This is a genomic window from Pseudomonas sp. S2_B10, assembly GCF_054668425.1.
Genome location: NZ_CP162768.1, coordinates 3,365,917 through 3,387,457 on the forward strand (window position 1 = coordinate 3,365,917; position 21,541 = coordinate 3,387,457).

Annotated in this window: 21 protein-coding genes and 1 pseudogene; 10 read left to right on the forward strand and 12 right to left on the reverse strand. The window is 61.1% G+C overall.

Annotated features, from left to right (window positions below; genetic code table 11):
- The first annotated feature begins 74 nt into the window (after positions 1-74).
- From hutH to mdoH, 7 genes are all read left to right on the forward strand, one after another.
- A complete protein-coding gene (gene hutH, locus AB4O45_RS15120) occupies positions 75-1,607 on the forward strand; it encodes a histidine ammonia-lyase (RefSeq protein WP_150638006.1) in 1,533 nt (510 codons plus the stop codon).
- A gap of 244 nt (positions 1,608-1,851) precedes the next feature.
- Positions 1,852-3,057, forward strand: a complete 1,206-nt coding sequence (gene hutI / locus AB4O45_RS15125; protein ID WP_150638008.1) for an imidazolonepropionase — start codon at positions 1,852-1,854, stop codon at positions 3,055-3,057.
- A gap of 10 nt (positions 3,058-3,067) precedes the next feature.
- On the forward strand, positions 3,068-3,871 hold the full coding sequence (gene hutG / locus AB4O45_RS15130; RefSeq protein WP_150638010.1) for an N-formylglutamate deformylase: 804 nt from the start codon (positions 3,068-3,070) through the stop codon (positions 3,869-3,871).
- 245 nt (positions 3,872-4,116) lie between these two features.
- The gene (gene pip, locus AB4O45_RS15135) at positions 4,117-5,088 is read left to right on the forward strand and encodes a prolyl aminopeptidase (RefSeq protein ID WP_056787286.1); all 972 of its coding nucleotides are present in this window, start codon (positions 4,117-4,119) and stop codon (positions 5,086-5,088) included.
- Entirely contained in the window at positions 5,085-5,522 is a 438-nt protein-coding gene (gene dtd / locus AB4O45_RS15140) for a D-aminoacyl-tRNA deacylase (protein WP_236168190.1), read from the forward strand. Before pip ends, dtd begins: the two co-directional genes overlap by 4 nt.
- A gap of 305 nt (positions 5,523-5,827) precedes the next feature.
- Positions 5,828-7,609 carry a glucan biosynthesis protein G gene (locus AB4O45_RS15145; protein WP_162098724.1) on the forward strand — a complete coding sequence of 594 codons (1,782 nt, stop codon included), beginning with the start codon at positions 5,828-5,830 and terminating at the stop codon, positions 7,607-7,609.
- Complete coding sequence (mdoH, locus tag AB4O45_RS15150) at positions 7,602-10,172, forward strand: glucans biosynthesis glucosyltransferase MdoH (RefSeq protein ID WP_056787293.1); 2,571 nt, start codon at positions 7,602-7,604, stop codon at positions 10,170-10,172. Before AB4O45_RS15145 ends, mdoH begins: the two co-directional genes overlap by 8 nt.
- 253 nt (positions 10,173-10,425) lie before the next feature.
- Here mdoH and AB4O45_RS15155 read toward each other — a convergent pair whose 3' ends face one another.
- The 11 genes and pseudogenes from AB4O45_RS15155 to ubiE form a co-directional block, all read right to left on the reverse strand.
- Entirely contained in the window at positions 10,426-11,298 is an 873-nt protein-coding gene (locus tag AB4O45_RS15155; protein ID WP_370695128.1) for a methyl-accepting chemotaxis protein, read from the reverse strand.
- 30 nt (positions 11,299-11,328) lie between these two features.
- Positions 11,329-12,342 (reverse strand): annotated as a pseudogene (locus tag AB4O45_RS15160) (methyl-accepting chemotaxis protein); the annotation flags it as partial.
- A gap of 206 nt (positions 12,343-12,548) precedes the next feature.
- A complete protein-coding gene (locus tag AB4O45_RS15165) occupies positions 12,549-13,256 on the reverse strand; it encodes a 16S rRNA (uracil(1498)-N(3))-methyltransferase (protein ID WP_423663844.1) in 708 nt (235 codons plus the stop codon).
- The gene (gene tatC / locus AB4O45_RS15170; RefSeq protein WP_016772075.1) at positions 13,253-14,044 is read right to left on the reverse strand and encodes a twin-arginine translocase subunit TatC; all 792 of its coding nucleotides are present in this window, start codon (positions 14,042-14,044) and stop codon (positions 13,253-13,255) included. The genes AB4O45_RS15165 and tatC overlap by 4 nt, the downstream gene beginning before the upstream one ends.
- Entirely contained in the window at positions 14,041-14,484 is a 444-nt protein-coding gene (tatB, locus tag AB4O45_RS15175; protein ID WP_460160256.1) for a Sec-independent protein translocase protein TatB, read from the reverse strand. The genes tatC and tatB overlap by 4 nt, the downstream gene beginning before the upstream one ends.
- Positions 14,485-14,494: 10 nt before the next feature.
- Positions 14,495-14,776 (reverse strand): twin-arginine translocase TatA/TatE family subunit, encoded by a 282-nt coding sequence (locus AB4O45_RS15180; RefSeq protein WP_016772073.1) that lies wholly within the window; start codon positions 14,774-14,776, stop codon positions 14,495-14,497.
- Between the two features lie 25 nt (positions 14,777-14,801).
- The gene (locus tag AB4O45_RS15185) at positions 14,802-15,134 is read right to left on the reverse strand and encodes a phosphoribosyl-ATP diphosphatase (RefSeq protein WP_003220849.1); all 333 of its coding nucleotides are present in this window, start codon (positions 15,132-15,134) and stop codon (positions 14,802-14,804) included.
- Positions 15,127-15,528: a phosphoribosyl-AMP cyclohydrolase gene (gene hisI, locus AB4O45_RS15190; RefSeq protein WP_007899278.1), complete on the reverse strand. Its 402-nt coding sequence runs from the start codon at positions 15,526-15,528 to the stop codon at positions 15,127-15,129. Before hisI ends, AB4O45_RS15185 begins: the two co-directional genes overlap by 8 nt.
- Positions 15,529-15,648: 120 nt before the next feature.
- Positions 15,649-17,253 carry a ubiquinone biosynthesis regulatory protein kinase UbiB gene (gene ubiB / locus AB4O45_RS15195; protein ID WP_056787303.1) on the reverse strand — a complete coding sequence of 535 codons (1,605 nt, stop codon included), beginning with the start codon at positions 17,251-17,253 and terminating at the stop codon, positions 15,649-15,651.
- On the reverse strand, positions 17,250-17,873 hold the full coding sequence (locus tag AB4O45_RS15200) for a ubiquinone biosynthesis accessory factor UbiJ (protein ID WP_150638021.1): 624 nt from the start codon (positions 17,871-17,873) through the stop codon (positions 17,250-17,252). Before AB4O45_RS15200 ends, ubiB begins: the two co-directional genes overlap by 4 nt.
- Entirely contained in the window at positions 17,873-18,643 is a 771-nt protein-coding gene (gene ubiE / locus AB4O45_RS15205) for a bifunctional demethylmenaquinone methyltransferase/2-methoxy-6-polyprenyl-1,4-benzoquinol methylase UbiE (protein ID WP_016772069.1), read from the reverse strand. The genes AB4O45_RS15200 and ubiE overlap by 1 nt, the downstream gene beginning before the upstream one ends.
- A 154-nt stretch (positions 18,644-18,797) precedes the next feature.
- On the opposite strand from ubiE, the gene AB4O45_RS15210 reads away from it, so the two are divergent.
- The 3 genes from AB4O45_RS15210 to AB4O45_RS15220 all read left to right on the forward strand — a co-directional run bounded on the left by AB4O45_RS15210 (position 18,798) and on the right by AB4O45_RS15220 (position 20,643).
- Positions 18,798-19,073 carry a polyhydroxyalkanoic acid system family protein gene (locus tag AB4O45_RS15210; RefSeq protein WP_150638023.1) on the forward strand — a complete coding sequence of 92 codons (276 nt, stop codon included), beginning with the start codon at positions 18,798-18,800 and terminating at the stop codon, positions 19,071-19,073.
- 231 nt (positions 19,074-19,304) lie between these two features.
- Positions 19,305-19,727, forward strand: a complete 423-nt coding sequence (locus AB4O45_RS15215) for a phasin family protein (protein WP_076565216.1) — start codon at positions 19,305-19,307, stop codon at positions 19,725-19,727.
- Positions 19,728-19,737: 10 nt separating this feature from the next.
- On the forward strand, positions 19,738-20,643 hold the full coding sequence (locus AB4O45_RS15220; RefSeq protein ID WP_217851073.1) for a phasin family protein: 906 nt from the start codon (positions 19,738-19,740) through the stop codon (positions 20,641-20,643).
- Positions 20,644-20,897: 254 nt separating this feature from the next.
- On the opposite strand, the gene AB4O45_RS15225 is transcribed toward AB4O45_RS15220, so the two are convergent.
- The gene (locus AB4O45_RS15225) at positions 20,898-21,518 is read right to left on the reverse strand and encodes a TetR/AcrR family transcriptional regulator (RefSeq protein WP_024011259.1); all 621 of its coding nucleotides are present in this window, start codon (positions 21,516-21,518) and stop codon (positions 20,898-20,900) included.
- Positions 21,519-21,541 lie beyond the last annotated feature (23 nt).

A 21,541-nucleotide genomic window follows, 5' to 3' on the forward strand; every position in this document is an offset into this window, starting at 1 on the left:
GACGAGAAACGACGGATAACGGAATGCTCCGGAGCGACTGGTAGTTAATAACAATGCCTGACAGGAGCATTTTAATGACTGCGCTGAATCTGATCCCCGGCCAACTGAGCCTGGCCCAACTGCGTGACGTCTATCAGAACCCGGTCACACTGACCCTCGACAACAGCGCCAGCGCGCAGATCGAGGCCAGCGTCGCCTGCGTCGAACAGATCCTCGCCGAGAACCGCACCGCCTACGGCATCAACACCGGTTTCGGCCTGCTGGCCTCGACGCGCATCGCCAGCGAAGACCTGGAAAACCTGCAGCGTTCGCTGGTGCTCTCGCACGCGGCCGGCGTTGGCCAGCCGATCAGCGATGACCTTGTGCGACTGATCATGGTGCTCAAGGTCAACAGTCTCAGCCGTGGTTTTTCCGGGATCCGTCGGCAGGTGATTGATGCGCTGATCGCGCTGATCAATGCTGAGGTCTATCCGCATATTCCGTTGAAAGGTTCGGTCGGTGCGTCGGGGGATCTGGCGCCGTTGGCGCACATGTCGCTGGTGCTGCTGGGCGAGGGCAAGGCCCGCTACAAGGGCGAATGGCTTGCAGCCACCGAAGCACTGAAAGTCGCAGGCCTGGCGCCGCTGACTTTAGCGGCTAAAGAAGGTCTGGCGCTGCTCAACGGTACTCAGGTTTCCACAGCGTTTGCCCTGCGCGGCCTGTTCGAAGGCGAAGATCTGTTTGCCGGTGCAGTGGCGCTGGGCAGTCTTACCGTAGAAGCCGTGCTCGGTTCGCGCTCGCCGTTCGACGCGCGCATTCACGCCGCACGTGGGCAGAGAGGGCAGATCGATGCCGCTGCGGCCTACCGCGATCTGCTCGGTGAGCGCAGCGAAGTCTCCGCCTCGCATCAGAACTGCGACAAGGTCCAGGACCCGTACTCGCTGCGCTGCCAGCCGCAAGTCATGGGCGCCTGCCTGACCCAGTTCCGCCAGGCCGCTGAAGTGCTGGCGGTCGAAGCCAACGCGGTTTCCGACAACCCGCTGGTATTCGCCGCTGAAGGCGACGTGATTTCCGGCGGCAACTTCCACGCCGAACCGGTAGCCATGGCCGCTGACAACATGGCCCTGGCCATCGCTGAAATCGGCTCGCTGAGCGAACGCCGCATCTCGCTGATGATGGACAAGCACATGTCGCAACTGCCGCCGTTCCTCGTCGCTAACGGTGGTGTGAACTCCGGCTTCATGATCGCGCAAGTAACTGCGGCAGCACTGGCCAGCGAAAACAAGGCATTGTCCCATCCGCATTCGGTGGACAGCCTGCCGACCTCGGCCAACCAGGAAGACCACGTGTCGATGGCCCCGGCCGCCGGCAAGCGCCTGTGGGAAATGGCTGAGAACACTCGCGGCATTCTCGCCGTGGAATGGCTGGCGGCGGCGCAGGGGCTGGATCTGCGTAACGGCCTGAAGACCTCGCCGAAGCTGGAACAGGCACGGGCGATTTTGCGCAAGCAAGTGCCGTTCTATGAGAAGGACCGATTCTTTGCCCCGGACATCAATGCGGCGACTGAATTGCTGGCTTCGCGGTGTCTGACCGAGCTTGTTGCTGGGCAGTTGTTGCCTAGTTTGTAAGCGCTTTACGGGGAGATTTGTATTGTTAGTGAAATCGATCCCCCTCACCCCAGCCCTCTCCCCCAAGGGGGAGAGGGGGAAGGGAGCCGATCTTCATTGTTTTCGCAACGTGAGTTCGGCTGAGAAATTTCAGGTCGGCATATCTCGACGGAACAACACGGTCAGTCCCCTCTCCCTCTGGGAGAGGGCTAGGGTGAGGGGCTTTTGAGGCTGCTCACCATACAAACCCAAACGGAGGCCAACAGTGAAAACCCTCTGGCAACACTGCCACGTCGCAACCATGGCCAACGGCGCCTATTCGATCATTGAGGATGCCGCGATCGTGACGTCCGGCACGCTGATCGAGTGGATCGGCCCGCGCACTCAATTGCCGTCCGGCGAATACCCGGCGGTCAATGATTTGCAGGGTGCGTGGGTCACCCCCGGTCTGATCGACTGCCACACCCACACCGTGTTCGGTGGCAACCGCAGCGGCGAGTTCGAGCAGCGTCTGCAAGGCGTCAGCTACGCCGAGATCGCCGCGCAGGGCGGGGGCATCGCCAGCACGGTGCGCGCCACCCGTGAAGCGAGCGAAGACGAGTTGTTCGCCAGCGCCGTCAAACGCCTGAAAAGCCTGATGCGCGACGGCGTGACCACGGTGGAAATGAAGTCGGGCTACGGTCTCGATCTGGCCAACGAGCGCAAGCTGTTGCGGGTCATCCGGCGTCTGGCCGAAGAGCTGCCGATCAGCGTGCGCAGCACTTGCCTGGCGGCGCACGCGTTGCCACCGGAGTACAAGGATCGCGCCGACGATTACATCGATCTGGTCTGCGAGCAGATGCTTCCGGCCCTCGCCGCCGAACGTTTGGTCGATGCCGTGGATGCGTTCTGCGAATACCTGGCGTTTTCGCCGGAGCAGGTCGAGCGGGTCTTCGTCGCCGCGCAACAACTCGGACTGCCGGTGAAGCTGCACGCCGAGCAATTGTCCTCGCTGCATGGTTCCAGCCTCGCCGCGCGCTACAAAGCCTTGTCCGCCGATCACCTGGAGTTCATGGACGAGGACGACGCGATCGCCATGGCCGCTGCCGACACCGTTGCCGTGCTGCTACCCGGCGCGTTCTATTTCCTGCGCGAAACCCAGTTGCCGCCGATGGAAGCGCTGCGCAAGCACAAGGTGAAGATCGCCATCGCCAGCGACCTCAACCCCGGCACCTCGCCAGCGCTGTCGTTGCGCCTGATGCTGAACATGGCCTGCACCTGTTTTCGCATGACTCCGGAAGAAGCCCTGGCCGGGGCGACCCTTCATGCCGCGCAGGCGTTGGGCATGGCCGATACCCACGGCTCGCTGGAGGTCGGCAAGGTCGCTGATTTCGTGGCGTGGGACATCGAGCGTCCGGCGGATCTGGCCTATTGGCTCGGTGGCGATCTGGACAAGCGCGTCGTGCGTCACGGCGTCGAATCGAATTTCTAGGAGGGCGGTTGTGGACAAGGTTCTGAGTTTCAAACAAGGTCGCGTGCCGCTGCTGATCAGCATGCCCCACGCCGGCGTGCGTCTGACCCCGGCGGTCGAAGCCGGGTTGATCCCCGTCGCGAAGAGTTTGCCGGACACCGACTGGCATATCCCGCAGCTCTACGATTTTGCCGAGGAACTGGGCGCCAGCACCCTGGCTGCCGAGTATTCGCGTTTCGTCATCGACCTCAACCGGCCGTCCGACGACAAGCCGTTGTATGCCGGGGCGACCACCGGGTTGTATCCGGCGACGTTGTTCGACGGCATTCCGTTGTTTCAGGAAGGTCTGGAACCGTCGAAAGAGGAGCGCGCAACATACCTGGAGCAGATCTGGACGCCGTACCACCGCACCTTGCAGGAGGAACTGGCGCGACTGAAAGCCGAATTCGGCTACGCGCTGTTGTTCGATGCGCACTCGATCCGCTCAATCATCCCGCACCTGTTCGACGGCAAGCTGCCGGACTTCAACCTCGGCACGTTCAATGGCGCCAGTTGTGATCCGCAACTGGCCAGTCAACTGGAAGCGATCTGTGCGCAGCACGCGCAGTTCACCCATGTGCTGAACGGTCGGTTCAAGGGCGGGCACATCACCCGCCAGTACGGCGATCCGGCGCAGAACATCCACGCCGTGCAGCTGGAACTGTGCCAGTCCACCTACATGGAAGAGTTCGAACCGTTCCGCTACCGCGCTGACCTGGCCGAGCCGACGCGGGTGGTGCTCAGGGAATTGCTGCAGGGCTATCTGGCCTGGGCAAAATCTCACTACAGCGCCTAACCCCTGTGGGAGCGAGCCTGCTCGCGAAGGCGTCCGTTTGATCGTTCCCACGCTCTGCGTGGGAATGCAGCCCGTGACGCTCCGCGTCACTGGACGCGGAGCGTCCCAAGAGGCGTTCCCACGCAGAGCGTGGGAACGATCAGGCCCCGGAGCATGCTCATTGACGCAAATCGGGTTTATGATGCCCAACGGCAGAATAATACGAGTCCCCCCAGGGATGACCTCGACCCCTTACGGAGCGCGCAATGCAGACTTTGTTTCCGCAGATCAAACCTCACGCCCGGCACGATCTGGCTGTCGATGACACCCATACGCTGTACGTCGATGAAAGCGGCTCGCCGGAAGGATTGCCGGTCGTATTCATCCACGGTGGCCCCGGCGCCGGCTGCGACGCCCAGAGCCGACGCTATTTCGATCCGAATCTGTATCGCATCGTCACCTTCGACCAGCGCGGCTGCGGTCGCTCCACCCCGCACGCCAGCCTGGAAAACAACACCACCTGGGATCTGGTGGAAGACCTTGAGCGCATCCGCAAACACCTGGGCATTGAAAAATGGGTGCTGTTCGGCGGCTCGTGGGGTTCGACCCTGGCGCTGGCCTACGCGCAAACCCACCCGGAGCGGGTCCATGGTCTGATTCTGCGCGGGATTTTCCTCTGCCGTCCGCAGGAAATCGAATGGTTCTATCAGGCCGGCGCCAGCCGTCTATTCCCGGATTACTGGCAGGACTACATCGCGCCGATCCCGCTGGACGAGCGCGACGACCTGCTCAGTGCTTTCCACAAACGCCTGACCGGCAACGACCAGATCGCCCAGATGCATGCAGCGAAGGCGTGGTCGACCTGGGAAGGGCGTACCGCGACCCTGCGGCCGAACCCGCTGGTGGTCGATCGTTTCTCCGAGCCGCAGCGCGCGCTGTCGATTGCGCGGATCGAATGCCACTACTTCACCAACAACGCCTTCCTTGAGCCGAACCAGCTGATCCGCGACATGGGCAAGATCGCTCATCTGCCCGGCGTGATCATTCACGGTCGCTACGACGTGATCTGCCCGCTCGACAATGCCTGGGAATTGCACCAGGCCTGGCCGAACAGCGAATTGCAGGTGATCCGCGACGCCGGCCACGCCGCGTCCGAGCCAGGCATCACCGATGCGCTGGTGCGCGCGGCGAGCAAAATGGCCCAGCGCCTGCTCGACTTGCCACTCGAAGAAGCATGAAGGCGCTGTTACAGCGCGTACGCGGCGCGCGGGTTGAAGTCACTGGGGAGATTGTCGGCGCAATCGATCAGGGTTTGCTCGTGCTGGTCGCGGTAGAACCCGACGATACGCGTACCAGCGCCGACAAACTTCTGCATAAGCTGCTTAACTATCGAGTATTCAGTGACGCCGAGGGCAAGATGAATCTGTCCCTGGCGGATGTGGGTGGCGGGTTGCTGCTGGTCTCTCAGTTCACACTTGCCGCCGACACCAAAAGCGGCCTGCGCCCGAGCTTTTCCACGGCCGCACCGCCGGCACTGGGTGAGGAATTGTTCGACTATTTATTGAGCCAGGCGAAACAGGTGCATGGCACTGTGGCATCAGGTAGATTCGGCGCCGATATGCAGGTGCACCTGGTCAACGATGGCCCGGTTACCTTTTTGTTACAGACCTGACAGTGCCTGAAACACCTTTTTCGGAAATTTCGACTGTTTTTAGGCTGTTTTCGCGATAAATACTTTGTTACCCCTGATGCGTTGTCATCCGGGCTACTAGATAATCGCGCGCTGCGGGGATCGACATTCGTTGATCCGTTTTGACTTAGGTAGAGACTTGTCTGGATCCGATTGGGGAATCATTTTGCCCCGGCGGAGTCGGAACAATGCTCGCCAACCTGGCATAAAGATAGCTGGCCGTTGGTTTATTGATCTGTTTTCGGCGAGGGTTGCTCGTGATTGTTAGTCCCTGTAATGCAGCAAAAATGTCTGCCAAACGCATGCGAAGTGCTCTGGTAGCGGGTTCGGCGCTCCTGTGCCTGCTCAGCGCCGGTCAGCTTTGGGCGTTCAATCTTGACGACGTATCGGCCAAGGCCAAAGAGCTGGCCGGGCAGAAGTTCGAAGCCCCGCGCAGCAACCTGCCGAACGAATTCCGCGAAATGAAGTTCGCGGACTACCAGAAGATCCGCTTCCTCACCGAAAAGGCTGAGTGGGCCGATCAGAAGACGCCGTTCAAGCTCTCCTTCTATCACCAGGGTATGCACTTCGATACACCGGTGAAAATCAACGAAATCACCACCAATACCGTCTCGGAGATCAAATACGATCCGAGCCGCTTCGATTTCGGCGATCTGAAATTCGATCCGAAAGCCACCGAGCAACTGGGTTATGCCGGTTTCCGTGTGCTGTACCCGATCAACAAGGCCGACAAGCAAGACGAGATCATGACCATGCTCGGCGCGAGCTACTTCCGCGTCGTCGGCAAGGGCCACACCTACGGTCTGTCGGCCCGTGGTCTGGCGATCGATACCGCGCTGCCGTCGGGTGAAGAGTTCCCGCGTTTCCGCGAGTTCTGGATTCAGCAGCCCAAGCCGGGCGACAAGCACCTGGTGATCTTTGCTCTGCTCGACTCGCCGCGTGCCACTGGTGCCTACCGTTTGATCCTGCGTCCGGGCAGCGACACCATCGTCGACGTCAAGGCGCAGATGTTCCTGCGTGACAAGGTCGGCAAACTGGGCATCGCGCCGCTGACCAGCATGTTCCTGTTCGGCGCCAACCAGCCGTCGAAAGTCCTCAACTACCGTCGTGAACTGCACGACTCCAGCGGTCTGTCGATCCATGCCGGCAACGGCGAGTGGATCTGGCGCCCACTGAACAACCCGAAACATCTGGCTGTGAGCAACTTCAGCGTCGAGAACCCGCGTGGTTTCGGTCTGCTGCAGCGTGGCCGTGATTTCAGCCACTACGAAGACCTCGACGACCGCTACGACAAGCGCCCAAGTGCCTGGATCGAGCCGAAGGGCGAGTGGGGCAAGGGCACTGTCGATCTGGTAGAGATTCCGACCGCTGACGAAACCAACGACAACATCGTTGCGTTCTGGAGCCCGGAAAAAATGCCGGAGCCAGGCCAGCCGCTGGACTTCGCCTACCGTATGCACTGGACCATGGACGAAGCAGCACTCCATGCGCCGGACAGCGCCTGGGTGGCGCAGACCCTGCGTTCGACCGGTGACGTCAAGCAATCGAACCTGATCCGTCAGCCCGATGGCAGCGTGGCCTATCTGGTCGACTTCGAAGGCCCGTCGCTGGCGGCCCTGACGCCGGATGCCGACGTGCGCAGTCAGGTCAGCGTCGGTGACAACGCCGAACTGGTCGAGAACAGCGTGCGCTACAACCCGGAAACCAAGGGCTGGCGTTTGACCCTGCGGATGAAGATTAAGGATCCGAGCAAGGCAACCGAGATGCGCGCTGCTCTGGTTCAGCCGGTGGTCACCGCGGATCTGGGCAAATCGGTCCCGGCCTCCAACTCGTCGGTCGCCAAGGCTGACAAGGTTGCTGCCAAGCAACAGGAAAAACTCGACAAGGAAGCCAAGGCCGCCGAAGCCAAACAGGCTGAAGCCAAGCCTGCAGCCGACGCCAAGGACAAGGCCAACAAAGACGCCAAGCAGCCAGTCGCTGCCGACGCGGCCCCAGCCACACCGGAATCGGCGCCGACTGAAGAAGTCCTGACCGAGACCTGGAGCTATCAGTTGCCTGCCGATGAGTAATTCACCAGTACAGCCAGAGACTCTGTCCGAGTATCTGGCGCATCTGCCGATGACCGACGAGCAACGCGCGGAACTCGCGGGTTGCCAGTCGTTCAGCGAGCTGCATGAACGCCTGTCGTCCTCGACATTCGACGCCCCTGCTGAAGCCGCCCAGGCTTCGGTGGGCAAGCGTCTGACCCTGAGCACTGCCGAAGAACTGGCTGAAGCGGAAATGCTGGTGCTCGATGCCAGCGGTCGGGTCAGCCTCAAGGCGACCCCGCCGATCCGCCGCACCAAGGTCGTGCCGGAGCCATGGCGCACCAATATCCTGGTGCGTGGCTGGCGCCGTCTGACCGGGCGCACCAACCCGCCGCAGCCACCGAAGGACGCCAATGTCCTGCCGGCCGCGCGCTGGCGCACCGTCGGTTCGATCCGCCGCTACATTCTGTTGCTGCTGATGCTCGGCCAGACCATCGTTGCCGGCTGGTACATGAAAGGCATCATGCCGTACCAGGGCTGGTCGTTCGTCGATCTGGAAGAAGTCCTGCATCAGCCGCTGCTGCAAACCGCCACGCAAGTGCTGCCGTACGCGCTGCAAACCAGCATCCTGATTCTGTTCGGGATTCTGTTCTGCTGGGTCTCGGCCGGTTTCTGGACCGCGCTGATGGGCTTCCTCGAGTTGCTCACCGGCCACGATAAATACCGTATCTCCGGGAAAAGCGCGGGTAACGAGCCGATTCCGAAAGATGCGCGTACTGCGCTGGTGATGCCGATCTGCAACGAAGACGTGCCGCGTGTATTCGCCGGTCTACGTGCGACGTTCGAGTCGGTCGCCGCCACCGGTGATCTGGATCGCTTCGACTTCTTCGTCCTCAGTGACAGTAACGACACCGATATCTGCGTCGCCGAGCAACAGGCCTGGCTGGATGTCTGCCGCGAAGCCAAAGGCTTCGGCAAGATCTTCTATCGCCGTCGTCGCCGTCGTGTGAAGCGCAAGAGCGGCAACCTCGACGACTTCTGCCGTCGTTGGGGCGGTGACTACAAGTACATGGTCGTGCTCGACGCCGACTCGGTGATGAGCGGCGAGTGCCTGACCAGTCTGGTGCGCCTGATGGAAGCCACGCCGGACGCCGGGATCATCCAGACCGCGCCACGTGCGTCGGGCATGGACACCCTGTATGCGCGCATGCAGCAGTTCGCCACCCGCGTGTACGGCCCGCTGTTTACCGCCGGTCTGCACTTCTGGCAGTTGGGTGAATCGCACTACTGGGGTCACAACGCGATCATCCGCATGAAGCCGTTCATCGACCACTGCGCTTTGGCGCCGTTGCCGGGCAAAGGCGCGTTCTCCGGTGCGATCCTGTCCCACGACTTCGTCGAAGCTGCGCTGATGCGCCGTGCCGGCTGGGGCGTGTGGATTGCCTACGACCTGCCGGGCAGTTACGAAGAGTTGCCGCCGAACCTGCTCGACGAGCTCAAGCGTGATCGGCGCTGGTGCCACGGCAACCTGATGAACTTCCGCCTGTTCCTGGTCAAGGGCATGCACCCGGTGCACCGCGCGGTGTTCCTCACCGGCGTGATGTCCTACCTGTCGGCGCCGTTGTGGTTCTTCTTCCTGGTGTTGTCGACCGCGCTGCTGGCGGTGAACACGCTGATGGAGCCGCAGTACTTCCTCGAACCGCGCCAGCTCTATCCGCTGTGGCCGCAATGGCATCCGGACAAGGCCATCGCGCTGTTCTCGACGACCATCGTGCTGCTGTTCCTGCCGAAGCTGTTGAGCATCATCCTGATCTGGGCCAAGGGCGCGAAAGAGTTCGGCGGCAAGTTCAAGGTGACCCTGTCGATGCTGCTGGAGATGCTGTTCTCCATGCTGCTGGCGCCGGTGCGGATGATTTTCCACACCCGCTTCGTCCTCGCCGCGTTCCTCGGCTGGGCCGCGACCTGGAACTCGCCGCAGCGTGACGACGACTCGACGCCGTGGAGCGAAGCGGTCAAGCGCCACGGTCCGCAGACGTTGCTGGGCTTCTTGTGGGCGCTGCTGGTGATCTGGCTGAACCCGAGCTTCCTCTGGTGGCTGGTGCCGATCGTCGGTTCGCTGATGCTGTCGATCCCGGTATCGGTGATCTCCAGCCGTGTCGGCCTGGGCCTGAAGACCCGTGACGAGAGCCTGTTCCTCATCCCTGAGGAATACAATCCGCCACAGGCCTTGCTGGCAACCGATCAGTACACCCACGAGAACCGCTATCACGCCCTCAACGACGGCTTCGTCCGCGCCGTGGTCGATCCACAGCAGAACGCCCTGGCGTGCTCGCTGGCGACCTCGCGTCACGGCCAGGCCGAGCCGATCGAGTGGCTGCGTCAGGAACGTGTGCGTCACGCGATCAAGGTCGGCCCGGCCGGGCTGAACAACCATGATCGTCTGCAACTGCTCAGCGACCCTGTTGCACTGGCACGTTTGCACGAGCAGGTCTGGGCCGAAGGGCTTGCCGAGTGGCTGGATGCTTGGCGCGCTTCGGTGAAAGCCGATCCGCATGCGCCGTTGCTGCCGCTGCGACCGGTGAGCCTGCAGGCTCAGCCGGCCTGATAAAAGAACCCCGCTGATTCAGCGGGGTTTTTTTATGTCCGCTGTTGAGCTGCGAACAAACACCGATCAAACCTAAAACCAGTGCAAAGCATCCGTCGCCGAATTGGCGCGCCCGTTAACTACGACGCGCAAACCGCGCCGCTGCCTTCGCGAGCAGGCTCGCTCCCACCTTGGAATGCGTGTCCCTGTGGGAGCGAGCCTGCTCGCGAATGGCATCACCTCGGTTTCAGGCGAACCGGGGTTGTGCATCAACTCAGACTTTGAAACGGCCTACCAGCATCTGCAGATGCGTGCCCAGTCGCGCCAATTCAACGCTGGATGCGGCAGTCTCCTCGCTCGCCGCCGAGGTCTGATCCGACACATCGCGCACGTTCAGCACGCTGCGGTTGATCTCTTCGGCCACGGCGCTCTGCTGCTCGGCAGCGGCGGCGATCTGCTGGTTCATTGCCTGAATCGCCGAGACGGTGCGGGTGATGCTCTCCAGTGAGCCGCCGGCGCGACGGGTCAGTTCGACGCTGCTGTCGGTGAGGCTGCGGCTGTTGTCCATGATCGTCGCCACTTGCTGAGTGCCGTTTTGCAGGCCGACGATCAGCTCTTCGATCTCTTCGGTGGACTTCTGGGTGCGCTGGGCGAGGCTGCGCACTTCGTCGGCAACCACGGCGAAACCACGTCCGGCTTCCCCGGCACGGGCCGCTTCGATGGCAGCGTTGAGGGCCAACAGGTTGGTTTGTTGGGCGACAGACTTGATCACGTCGAGGACGCTGCCGATCTTGTCGCTTTCACGCTTGAGCTCGCCCATGGCTTCAGTGGAGTGACCCACCTCGATTGCCAGACGCTCGATCTGCGCGATGGCTTCGCCGACGACCTTGTCGCCTTCACGGGCCTGTTGGTCAGCGGCGACAGCGGCCTCTGAGGCTTCTTCAGCATTGCGTGCGACTTCCTGCACGGTGGCGGCCATCTCGTTCATGGCGGTGGCGACCTGATCAGTCTCGACCTTTTGATTGTTGACCCCGGCGCTGGTCTGCTCGGTCACCGCCGAAAGTTCTTCAGCGGCGCTGGCGATCTGCGTGACGCCGTCGCTGATACCGCCGATCAACTCGCGCAGGCCTTGGGTCATGCTTTGCATCGAGCGCTGCAATTGCCCGAGTTCGTCGCGACGCAGGGAAACCAGGTTGTGGGTCAGGTCACCGGCGGCCACGCGCTCGGCCACTTTCAGAGTCTGGGTCAGCGGAATGATGATTTGTCGGGTGATCGCCCAAGCGGCAATCAGACCGAAGGCCAGCGCCAGCGCAGTAGCGATAAGCAGCATGTTCTTGGCGTGGGCGGCATCGGTGTCGCGCACCACGGTTTGCGATTCGGTGAGCTTTTTGCTCGCCGCGATCAGGATGTCGCCCTGAGCCGACATGTTGGCCAGTGCGGCGGCGTTCTTGACCTGTGAATCACGGAACTGAGCGACAGCGGCGCGGTAAGCCTTGAGCGAGTCGGTGGCCTGCTGCAGGTTGGCGATGTGCTGCTCTGGCACGCGGGTCGGCAGGCTTTCGAGGTTCTTCAAGGCGTTGTCGATGGCGGTCAGCGCCGGTTGCTCGGCATCGGCCTTGCCGCTGTAGGTGTAACCGCGCACCTGATAGCGCGCCTGCTGCAACAGTTTGCTCAGCTCGATGACAGCGTTGTACTGCGCAACGCTGTCGCCTTGCAGCAGCGCACTTTCGACTTCGCCGACCTTGGCCACGGCATTATCGGCATTGGCGCCAAGCTTGCTGCGCGCATCTTCACGGTGCACGGTGGCCTGGGTCATTTCGCCGAAAGCGCGTTTGTATTCGGCAACCGCAGCCAGTTGCTGGTCGACCATCGCCACATCGGACGGCTGCTCGATCATGCCGCGTGCCGACTGCAAACCGCTTTCGAGTTTGCTGAGCAATTCATTGACCGCGCCCGGACCCTGTTCACCACGACGCATGTCGTAGTCCATGCGCGCCAGGCGCAGGTCTTTGGTCAGCTCATTGAGGCTGGAAATGAAGCCGAGCTTGTCGCCACGGCTGATGATGCCGCTCATGCCGGTCCAGCCGGTGAACGTGATCAACAGCGTCAGCAACAGCACCAGGCCGAAACCGATGCCCAGCTTGCGTTTGACGCTGACGTTTCCAAGACTCTCGGCTAACCAACGGTACATGCGACCACTCCCTTCGGACCACTTAATTGGACTTATAGGGGTTGTATCGGCTGGGTGGTGGCAATCTGTAACGCCACTTGTCTGCGACTGTAGGGGCTTGTAGGAGCTGACGAGTGCAACGAGGCTGCGATCCTTTGATCTTGCTTTTAAAAACAAGATCAAAATATCGCAGCCTTCGGCAGCTCCTACACAGGATCGGGGTCGCGTCAGAACAGGCGTGCGAGCAGGGCGGTGACGGCGGTTTCGACGCGCAGGATGCGCTCGCCCAATTGCACCGGTTGCAGGCCGGATTTGGCCAGCAGGTCGATTTCGTAGGGAATCCAGCCACCCTCGGGGCCGATGGCCAGGGTCACCGGTTCGTTCAGGGCGCGCGGGCAGGGCGGGAAGTTGCCAGGGTGGCCGACCAGGCCGAGGGTGCCCGCGCTGATCGCCGGCAGCCGATCCTCAACGAAAGGCTTGAAGCGTTTCTCGATGACGATCTCCGGCAACACCGTATCGCGTGCCTGTTCAAGACCGAGGATCAACTGCTCACGAATCGCTTCCGGCTCCAGAAACGGCGTTTGCCAAAAGCTTTTCTCCACGCGATAGCTGTTGACCAGAATCACCTTGGCCACACCCATGGTCGCGACGGTCTGGAACACGCGGCGCAGCATTTTCGGCCGGGGCAGGGCCAGCACCAGGGTCAGCGGCAGCTTGGCCGGCGGTGGCTGATCAAGGCTGACACGCAACTCTGCTTCGCCCGCTTCCAGACGCAGCAGCTCAGCCGAACCCATCAGTCCGTTGATGCGCCCGACGCGCAGGCTGTCACCGACTTCGGAGCGATGCACTTCCTGCATGTGGGTCAGGCGCCGGTCGCGCAGGATCACGCGGTCGGCCGCAATGAAGTCGGCCTCTTCGAGCAGCAGCAGGTTCATGCCTGAGTCGCTGGCGGCTGGTCGTTGTGGTCGTCGGCCGGGGTTTCGTCCGGGCGTTCGCGCTTGCTGACCAGCGCGCCGAAGAGGATGCCGATCTCGAACAGCATCCACATCGGCACAGCCAGCAGGGTCTGCGAGAAGATGTCCGGCGGAGTGAGGATCATGCCGACCACGAAGCAGCCGATGATCACGTACGGGCGGATCTTCTTCAGGTATTTGACGTCGACCACGCCGATCCACACCAGCAGGACCACGGCCACCGGGATTTCGAACGCCACGCCGAAGGCGAAGAACAGCGTCATGACGAAATCGAGGTAGCTGGCGATGTCGGTCATCATTTCCACGCCGGCCGGGGTGGCAGCGGCGAAGAATTTGAAGATCAATGGAAAGACGAAGTAATAGGCGAACGCCATGCCGATGTAGAACAGCAGGATGCTGGAGATCAGCAGCGGTACCGCGACGCGTTTTTCATGCTTGTACAGGCCTGGCGCGATAAAGCCCCAGATCTGATGCAGGATCACCGGAATCGCGAGGAATAGCGAAACCATCATCGTCAGTTTCAGCGGCGTCAGGAATGGCGACGACACGTCGGTGGCGATCATCGTCGCGCCGACCGGCAGGTACTGGCGCAACGGCGTCGAGACGAAGGTGTAGATCTGCTGGGTGAACGCGAACAGCCCGGCAAAGATGATGAAGATCGCCGCCACGCAACGCAGCAGGCGGGTGCGCAACTCGGTGAGGTGCGATACCAGCGGCATGTGCTGGTCGTTTTCCGGAAGATCGCTCATGGGGCTCGCGGCGGCAGTGTAGGGTCTTGAGGCGCTGGTGTAGTCGGCGCGGCGGAGGGCGCTACGGGTTCAACCGATGTGTCTGTGGTAACCGGCGCCGGTCCTGGCGGTGTTACAACAGGTGAAGGAGTCGGAGCGGCAGCGCTGTGAATCGTCTGCTCGCCCACAGGCTCGACCGGCGTCGGCTCCTGCTGGTTCGGATTGAAAATCTTCCGCGCCTCTTGCTCCAGCGACAGAATATGTTCGTTGTGCAGTTGCCGACGGATCTCGTCGGCACCTATTTCACGTTCAACTTCCTGTTTGATCGCGTTGAAGCTGCGCTTCAGGCGGCCGACCCACAGACCGGCGGTGCGCGCCGCGCCCGGCAGACGCTCGGGGCCGAGCACCAGCAGGGCGACGAGGCCGACGAGCAGCAGTTCAGAGAAGCTGATACCAAACATTAGTCAGTGCTCACACGTCTTTGCGGATCGGCTCTTCGACTTTCTGCGCCTGCACGTCGATGGTGTGCGGCGGGTTGGCCTGAGCGGTGGTTTGCGGCTGCACCGGTGGCACTGGCTGGGCCGGCGGGGTCACGCTCGGTTCGGCCGGTTTTTCGTCGTCGTTCATGGCTTTGCGAAAGCCCTTGATCGATTCGCCAACGTCGGTGCCGAGGTTTTTCAGTTTCTTGGTACCGAACACCAGCACCACGACAATCAGAATGACGACCCAGTGTTTCCAGTCAAAAATGCCCATGTGGCGATTCCTCTCTAAAAGTTGTTCAGGCGGACGGACGCGAGGCTTTCTCGACGTGTCCGGACAAGCCGAAGCGACGGTCCAGTTCATCCAGCACGGCCTGCGGATGCTGCCCCAGTTGGGCGAGCATGACCATACTGTGGAACCACAGGTCGGCGGTCTCGTAGATCACATCACTGCAATCGCCGCTGATCGCGGCATCCTTGGCGGCAATAATGGTTTCGACCGACTCTTCGCCGACTTTCTCCAGAATCTTGTTCAGCCCCTTGTGATACAGGCTGGCGACATACGAACTGTCGGCGGCTGCGCCTTTGCGCTCTTCAAGTACCTGAGCGAGGCGGGTCAGGGTGTCACTCATGTGTGTGTCCTGCGGAATAGATAGCGTGCGGGTCTTTCAGTACCGGGTCGACCGTTTTCCAGTCGCCGTTTTCGAAGACCCGGTAAAAGCAGCTTTGACGGCCGGTGTGGCAGGCGATGTCGCCGATCTGTTCAACCATCAGGATGATCACGTCGGCGTCACAGTCCAGACGCATTTCATGCAGGGTCTGCACATGGCCGGACTCTTCGCCCTTGCGCCACAGCTTGCCACGGGAACGTGACCAGTAGATTGCACGATTCTCCGCAGCGGTCAGTTCCAGCGCTTCGCGGTTCATCCAGGCCATCATCAATACGCGCCCGGTCTTGTGATCCTGGGCAATCGCCGGCACCAGGCCGTCAGCATCCCACTTGATCTCGTCCAGCCAGTTTTTCATCGTCAAATCTCGAAAAGCAGCAGCAAGCCATGAGCTTCGAGCTGCAAGTAAACGCACGTTGCGGCGTGCCTGTAGCGTCAAGCTTGAAGCTGGCAGCTTATAACTTGCAGCTCAATCGTGCTATCGGCGAACGACCAGATACAAACCGACCGCGATCATGATTCCGGCGGGCCAGTGCGCCCACTCGGTCAACGGACCACCCGCTGCGAGGATCGCGCCGCCGGCCAGATGCGCGCAGCCGAGCAGGCGCAGGAACCAGTCGTCCTTGCGTTTGTGCCACGGCGGCGGAGGGTCTTTGGCGTGGGGTTGCGACATGCGTTCGAGCAGATCGCGGGCCATGTTCGACAGGTGCGGAATCTGCTCCAGCTGGCTCTGCACGTTGCCCAGCAAGGCTTTCGGGCTGACGCGTTCGCGCATCCAGCGCTCGAGAAACGGCTGCGCGGTGTTCCACAGATCCAGATCCGGATACAACTGACGACCGAGGCCTTCGATGTTCAGCAAGGTCTTCTGCAACAGCACCAGTTGCGGCTGCACTTCCATGTTGAAGCGGCGTGCGGTCTGGAACAGGCGCATCAATACCTGGCCAAATGAAATATCTTTTAACGGTTTTTCGAAGATCGGTTCGCACACGGTACGAATCGCCGCTTCGAATTCGTTGAGTTTGGTTTCCGCCGGCACCCAGCCCGAATCGATGTGCAGTTGCGCCACACGACGGTAGTCACGCTTGAAGAAGGCGAACAGGTTGCGCGCCAGATAGTCCTGGTCTTCCGGGGTCAGGCTGCCGACGATGCCGCAGTCGATCGCGATGTATTGCGGGCTCCACGGATTGACGGTGCTGACGAAAATGTTGCCCGGGTGCATGTCGGCGTGGAAGAAGCTGTCGCGGAACACTTGAGTGAAGAAAATCTCCACGCCACGCTCGGCGAGCATTTTCATGTCGGTGCGCTGGTCAGCGAGGGTCGCCAGATCGGTGACCTGAATGCCGTAAATGCGCTCCATGACCAGCACTTTCGGTCGGCACCAGTCCCAATAGACTTGCGGTACATAAAGCAGCTGCGAGCCCTCGAAGTTGCGGCGCAACTGGCTGGCGTTGGCCGCCTCGCGCAACAGATCGAGTTCGTCGTAAATGGTCTTTTCGTAATCCTGCACCACGTCGACCGGGTGTAGCAGGCGTGCATCAGCGGAGAACTTTTCCGCCGCGCGGGCGAGGATGAACAGCCACGCCAGATCCTGCGCGATGATCGGTTTCAGGCCTGGGCGAATGACCTTGACCACGACTTCTTCGCCGCTTTTGAGCTGCGCCGCATGCACCTGCGCCACCGAGGCCGAGGCCAGCGGGGCGACGTCGAAACGGCTGAATACTTCGCTGATTTTCTTGCCCAGCTGTTCTTCGATCAGCTTGATCGACAGCTGCGAGTCGAACGGCGGCACGCGGTCCTGCAGCAGCATCAGCTCATCGGCGATGTCTTCCGGCAGCAAGTCGCGGCGGGTCGAAAGAATCTGCCCGAACTTGATGAAGATCGGCCCCAGATCCTGCAACGCCAGACGCAAGCGCGCGCCACGGTTGAGCTCCAGCGGCTTGCGCGGCAGCCAGCGCCACGGCAGCAAAAAGCGCACGGCCAGAAGGAACCAGGGCAGCGGCAGATCGAACAGCAGGTCATCGAGGCGGTAGCGGATCACGACGCGCTGGATGCGCAACAGACGGCGGACGGCAAGCAGCTTCATGCGTTATCGCTTGGGTCGAGGGATCGGGAAAGGCGCTCGAAACGCGCCTCGAGTCGTTCCAGATCGAGTTTGATCCGGTCCAGTTCGCTGAATCGCGCTTCGGCTTCACGCTGCCCGACAAGGGTGCGTGATTCTTCGGCGAGGTATTCGGCAAGATTCTGGTTGAGGCTGGCAAATCCTTGTTGATACCAGCGCGCGCGGCTGCGCAGATGGCCGCCGAGCAATTGCGTGGCGACCGGACCGAGCCAGCGCGAGAGTTCGTACTCCCAGTCCAGCTCGAGGTTTTGCAGCACGCCGGCCAGCTCCAGCAACACACCGCTGTCGCCATCGAGCTCGACTTCCGGGGCGTGCAGCACGGCGGTCTTGTCCTTGCTCAGGGCCAGTTTCACCAGGCTCGATGCCGGTGCGCGCAACGTGCAATCGACATCCGCTGCCCACTGCGAGGCGAGCATCAAGCCTTCGTCGCTGGGCAGGATGAACAGTTGCAGCGCCGGGCTGCGGCAGTCGACGGCAATCACCTTGCCGGTCAGATGCGCCAGGCGCGGCAGCGCCGTGCTGTCGAGACGCAGCACCCGGTTGAGGCCGAGTTCGACGCTGGCGAGCAGCCCGGTGAGCAACATCAGGGTTTGATGCCGCGGTGCAGGGCGACGATGCCTGCGGTCATGTTGTGATAGGTCACGCGGTCGAAACCGGCCTCGACCATCATCGACTTCAGGGTTTCCTGATTCGGGTGCATGCGGATCGATTCGGCCAGGTAGCGATAGCTTTCCGAGTCATTGGTGATCAGCTTGCCCATCAGCGGCATGAAGGCGAACGAGTAGGCGTCGTAGGCTTTGGACATCAGCGCGTTGGTCGGCTTGGAGAATTCCAGCACCAGCAGGCGGCCGCCGGGCTTGAGCACGCGCAGCATCGAACGCAGCGCGTCCTCTTTGTGCGTCACGTTGCGCAGGCCGAAGGCGATGGTCACGCAGTCGAAATGGTTGTCCGGGAATGGCAGTTTTTCCGCGTCGGCCTGGACGAATTCGACGTTGCCGGCAACGCCCAGATCGAGCAGACGATCACGGCCGACCTTGAGCATCGACTCGTTGATGTCGGCCAGCACGACCTGGCCGGTCGGGCCGACGAGGTTCGAGAACTTGCGCGTCAGGTCGCCGGTGCCACCAGCGATGTCGAGCACGCGGTTGCCGCTGCGCACGCCGGAAAGCTCGATCGCGAAACGCTTCCACAGACGGTGCATGCCGCCCGACAGAAGGTCGTTCATCAGGTCGTATTTAGCGGCTACGGAATGGAAAACCTCAGCGACTTTTTCCGCTTTCTGGCTTTCCGGAACGTTTTTGAAGCCGAAGTGAGTGGTGGGTTCGGCATCGCTGCCTTTGCGCTGATCAGTCATATCGCTGTCACCAAAAGAGAATGCGCGACATTCTAATCCCCAAGCCATGCTTTGTCTTGGAATGGCTAAAGGTAAGATGGGCAACCTTCGGGACGATTTGCCGCAGATGCGGTCAAGATTCAACGTAAGCCATTCAATCATCAGGAGTCATTCCATGGCCAAAATCAGTGTTGAGCGCGCCCACACCCTAGGCAAGGAAGCCGCCCGCGAAAAGGCCGACAAACTGGCCACAAAGCTCAATGAACAATACGGCCTGGAGCCGCAGTGGTCGGGCGACACCCTGAACCTCAAGCGCTCCGGCGTGAAAGGCGAAGTGCATGTGGCGGACGATTCGATCAGGGTCGACGTCGAACTGGGCCTGATGATGTCGGCCATGAGCGGCATGATCAAAGCCGAGATCGAGAAAGCCCTCGACAAAGCCCTGGCCTGATTTCCAGATTGAAATCCAGTCCCCTGTGGGAGCGAGCCTGCTCGCGAAAGCGGTGTATCAGTTGACTGAAATGTTGGCTGATATGACGCATTCGCGAGCAGGCTCGCTCCCACATTTGTTTTGTGATGCTCCCGCTGGTTAGGGTGCCCTTTCTAATTTTTCTCCCTACTTTGTGCCTGAGCCCGACACTCGTCCGGCAGTTCCTCAAACCTTCTGCGCGTGAGGTGCACCATGGCCAAAGTCATTTTGAAGAAAAAAATCGACGCTCCGACTTCTACCCTGAGCGACGTCAAATCCTATGCCCGCAAGATCTGGCTGGCAGGCCTGGGCGCCTACACCAAGGTCGGCCAAGAGGGCAGCGAGTACTTTCAAGAGCTCGTAGCCGCCGGTCAAACTGTTGAAAAGAAAGGCAAAAAAGCCGTCAGCGAAAAACTCCATGCGGCCAACGCCGAGATCGATGACGCGGCCACTCAGGTCAGCTCGTTCAAGGGTCGCGTTGAAGTTCAGCTCGACAAGGTCGAGAAGGCCTTCGACAACCGTGTGGCCAGCGCCTTGAATCGGATCGGCATTCCGTCTAAACATGACGTTGAGGCACTCTCTGCTAAGCTCGATGAGCTGACGGCATTGCTCGAACGCGTCGCGCGAAAATCTTAAGGAGAACGGGATGGCTGGCAAAAAGAACACCGATAAAGAAAGCAGCTCGTGGGTCGGGAAGGTCGAGTCCTACTCCCGCAAAATCTGGCTGGCTGGTTTAGGCGTGTACTCGAAGATCGACACTGACGGCAGCAAACTCTTCGATGCATTGGTCAAAGACGGCGAGAAAGCCGAGAAGCTCACCAAGACTGCCGTCGGCAAGAAAGTCGAGGACTCGACCTCCTCGGCCAAGTCGCGTATCAGCGGCGTGAAAGATCGCGCACTGGGCAAGTGGGACGAGCTGGAAGGGGCTTTCGACAAGCGCCTGAACAGCGCGATTTCGCGCCTGGGTGTGCCGAGCCGCAATGAGGTCAAGGCGCTCAACGCCAAGGTCGATACGCTGACAAAGCAGATCGAAAAACTCACCGGTCTGAAAGCGCAGCCTGTGGCGGCAAAAACCGCTGCGGCGAAACCTGCCAGTAAAACTGCAGCTGCCAAACCTGCGGCGAAAACCGCAGCCAAGCCACTGACCAAAGCGGCAGCAAAACCGGCTGCGAAAGCTGCGACCAAAACTGCGGCCGCCAAGCCCGCGGCCAAAGCGGCAGCCAAACCGGTTGCCGCCAAGGCCGCTGCCAAACCGGCAACCAAAGCGGCAGCAAAACCTGCGGCTAAAGCTGCAGCGAAACCAGCGGCCAAGCCAGCAGCGAAAACTGCTGCCGCCAAACCCGCTGCGAAGCCTGCGGCCAAGCCGGCTGCGGCGAAAAAGCCAGCAGTGAAAAAACCGGCCGCGCCGAAAGCCGCTGCGCCGAAACCGGCTGAGGCGCCATCGACTGCGCCAACAGCTCTGGCCAACGCGGCAAACTCCGCTGCGGCACCCACGGCAGCAGCTACTCCGACTGCGGCATCGACACCGTCGACGCCATCCAGTCAGTCCTGATTTCAGGGCAAATCAAAAACGCCCGGCCTGTGAAGGTCGGGCGTTTTTGTTTGTGCATTCCAAGCGGCCCCTCACCCCAGCCCTCTCCCCAAGGAGAGGGAGCCGACCGAGGTGTCCTGCGTCATACGTCGGCCTCAACAAATCGAGTCGATTATCGATTCAAAGAAGCTCGCTCAGGTCGGCGTAGCTCGCGAACATCCCCCAATCAGTCCCCTCTCCCTCCGGGAGAGGGTTAGGGTGAGGGGCTTTTCGGGTCAGTCGTGATCCTCAAGGTATTGCAAGGCCATCCGCTCTGTCGCCACCTTCACTGGCGGCAGCAAATGCGGCGCCACCAGCATCATGATCTGATAAACCACCAACCGAACCTCTCCCTCACGATCAAGAATCCGCTGGTAATCCAGCGAGAACAGCAACGTCATGGTCACCTGCTCCACCAGTTGCCCCAATGCCTGGGTATCGCTGACCAGTTGCCCCGAAGCCTTCAATCGCGCCAGCAACGACGCCAGCGTGCGCTTCAGCGCATTGAGCAGATTGCGAATCCCCTTGGCCAGTTTCGGCAAGCGCCCGGCGAGGTTCGACAGGTCCTGGAACAGGAACCGATACTGCGCCAGGCGCTCGACGATCAAATGCAGAAACAGCCAGTAATCCTCCGGTGCAAGCTCCACGTCCGGCGGCGGGTCGAGCAGGGGCGCGAGCTCGTGCTGGAAGCGTTCGAACAGGCCGAGAATCAGCGGTTCCTTACCGTGGAAGTGGTAGTAGAGATTGCCCGGGCTGATCCCCATTTCGTTGGCCACCTCCATGGTGGAAACGTTCGGTTCACCCTTTTCGTTGAACAGTTGCAGCGCACATTCGAGGATCCGGTCGCGGGTTTTCATCCAGTCTTCTTAGAAAATTTCGG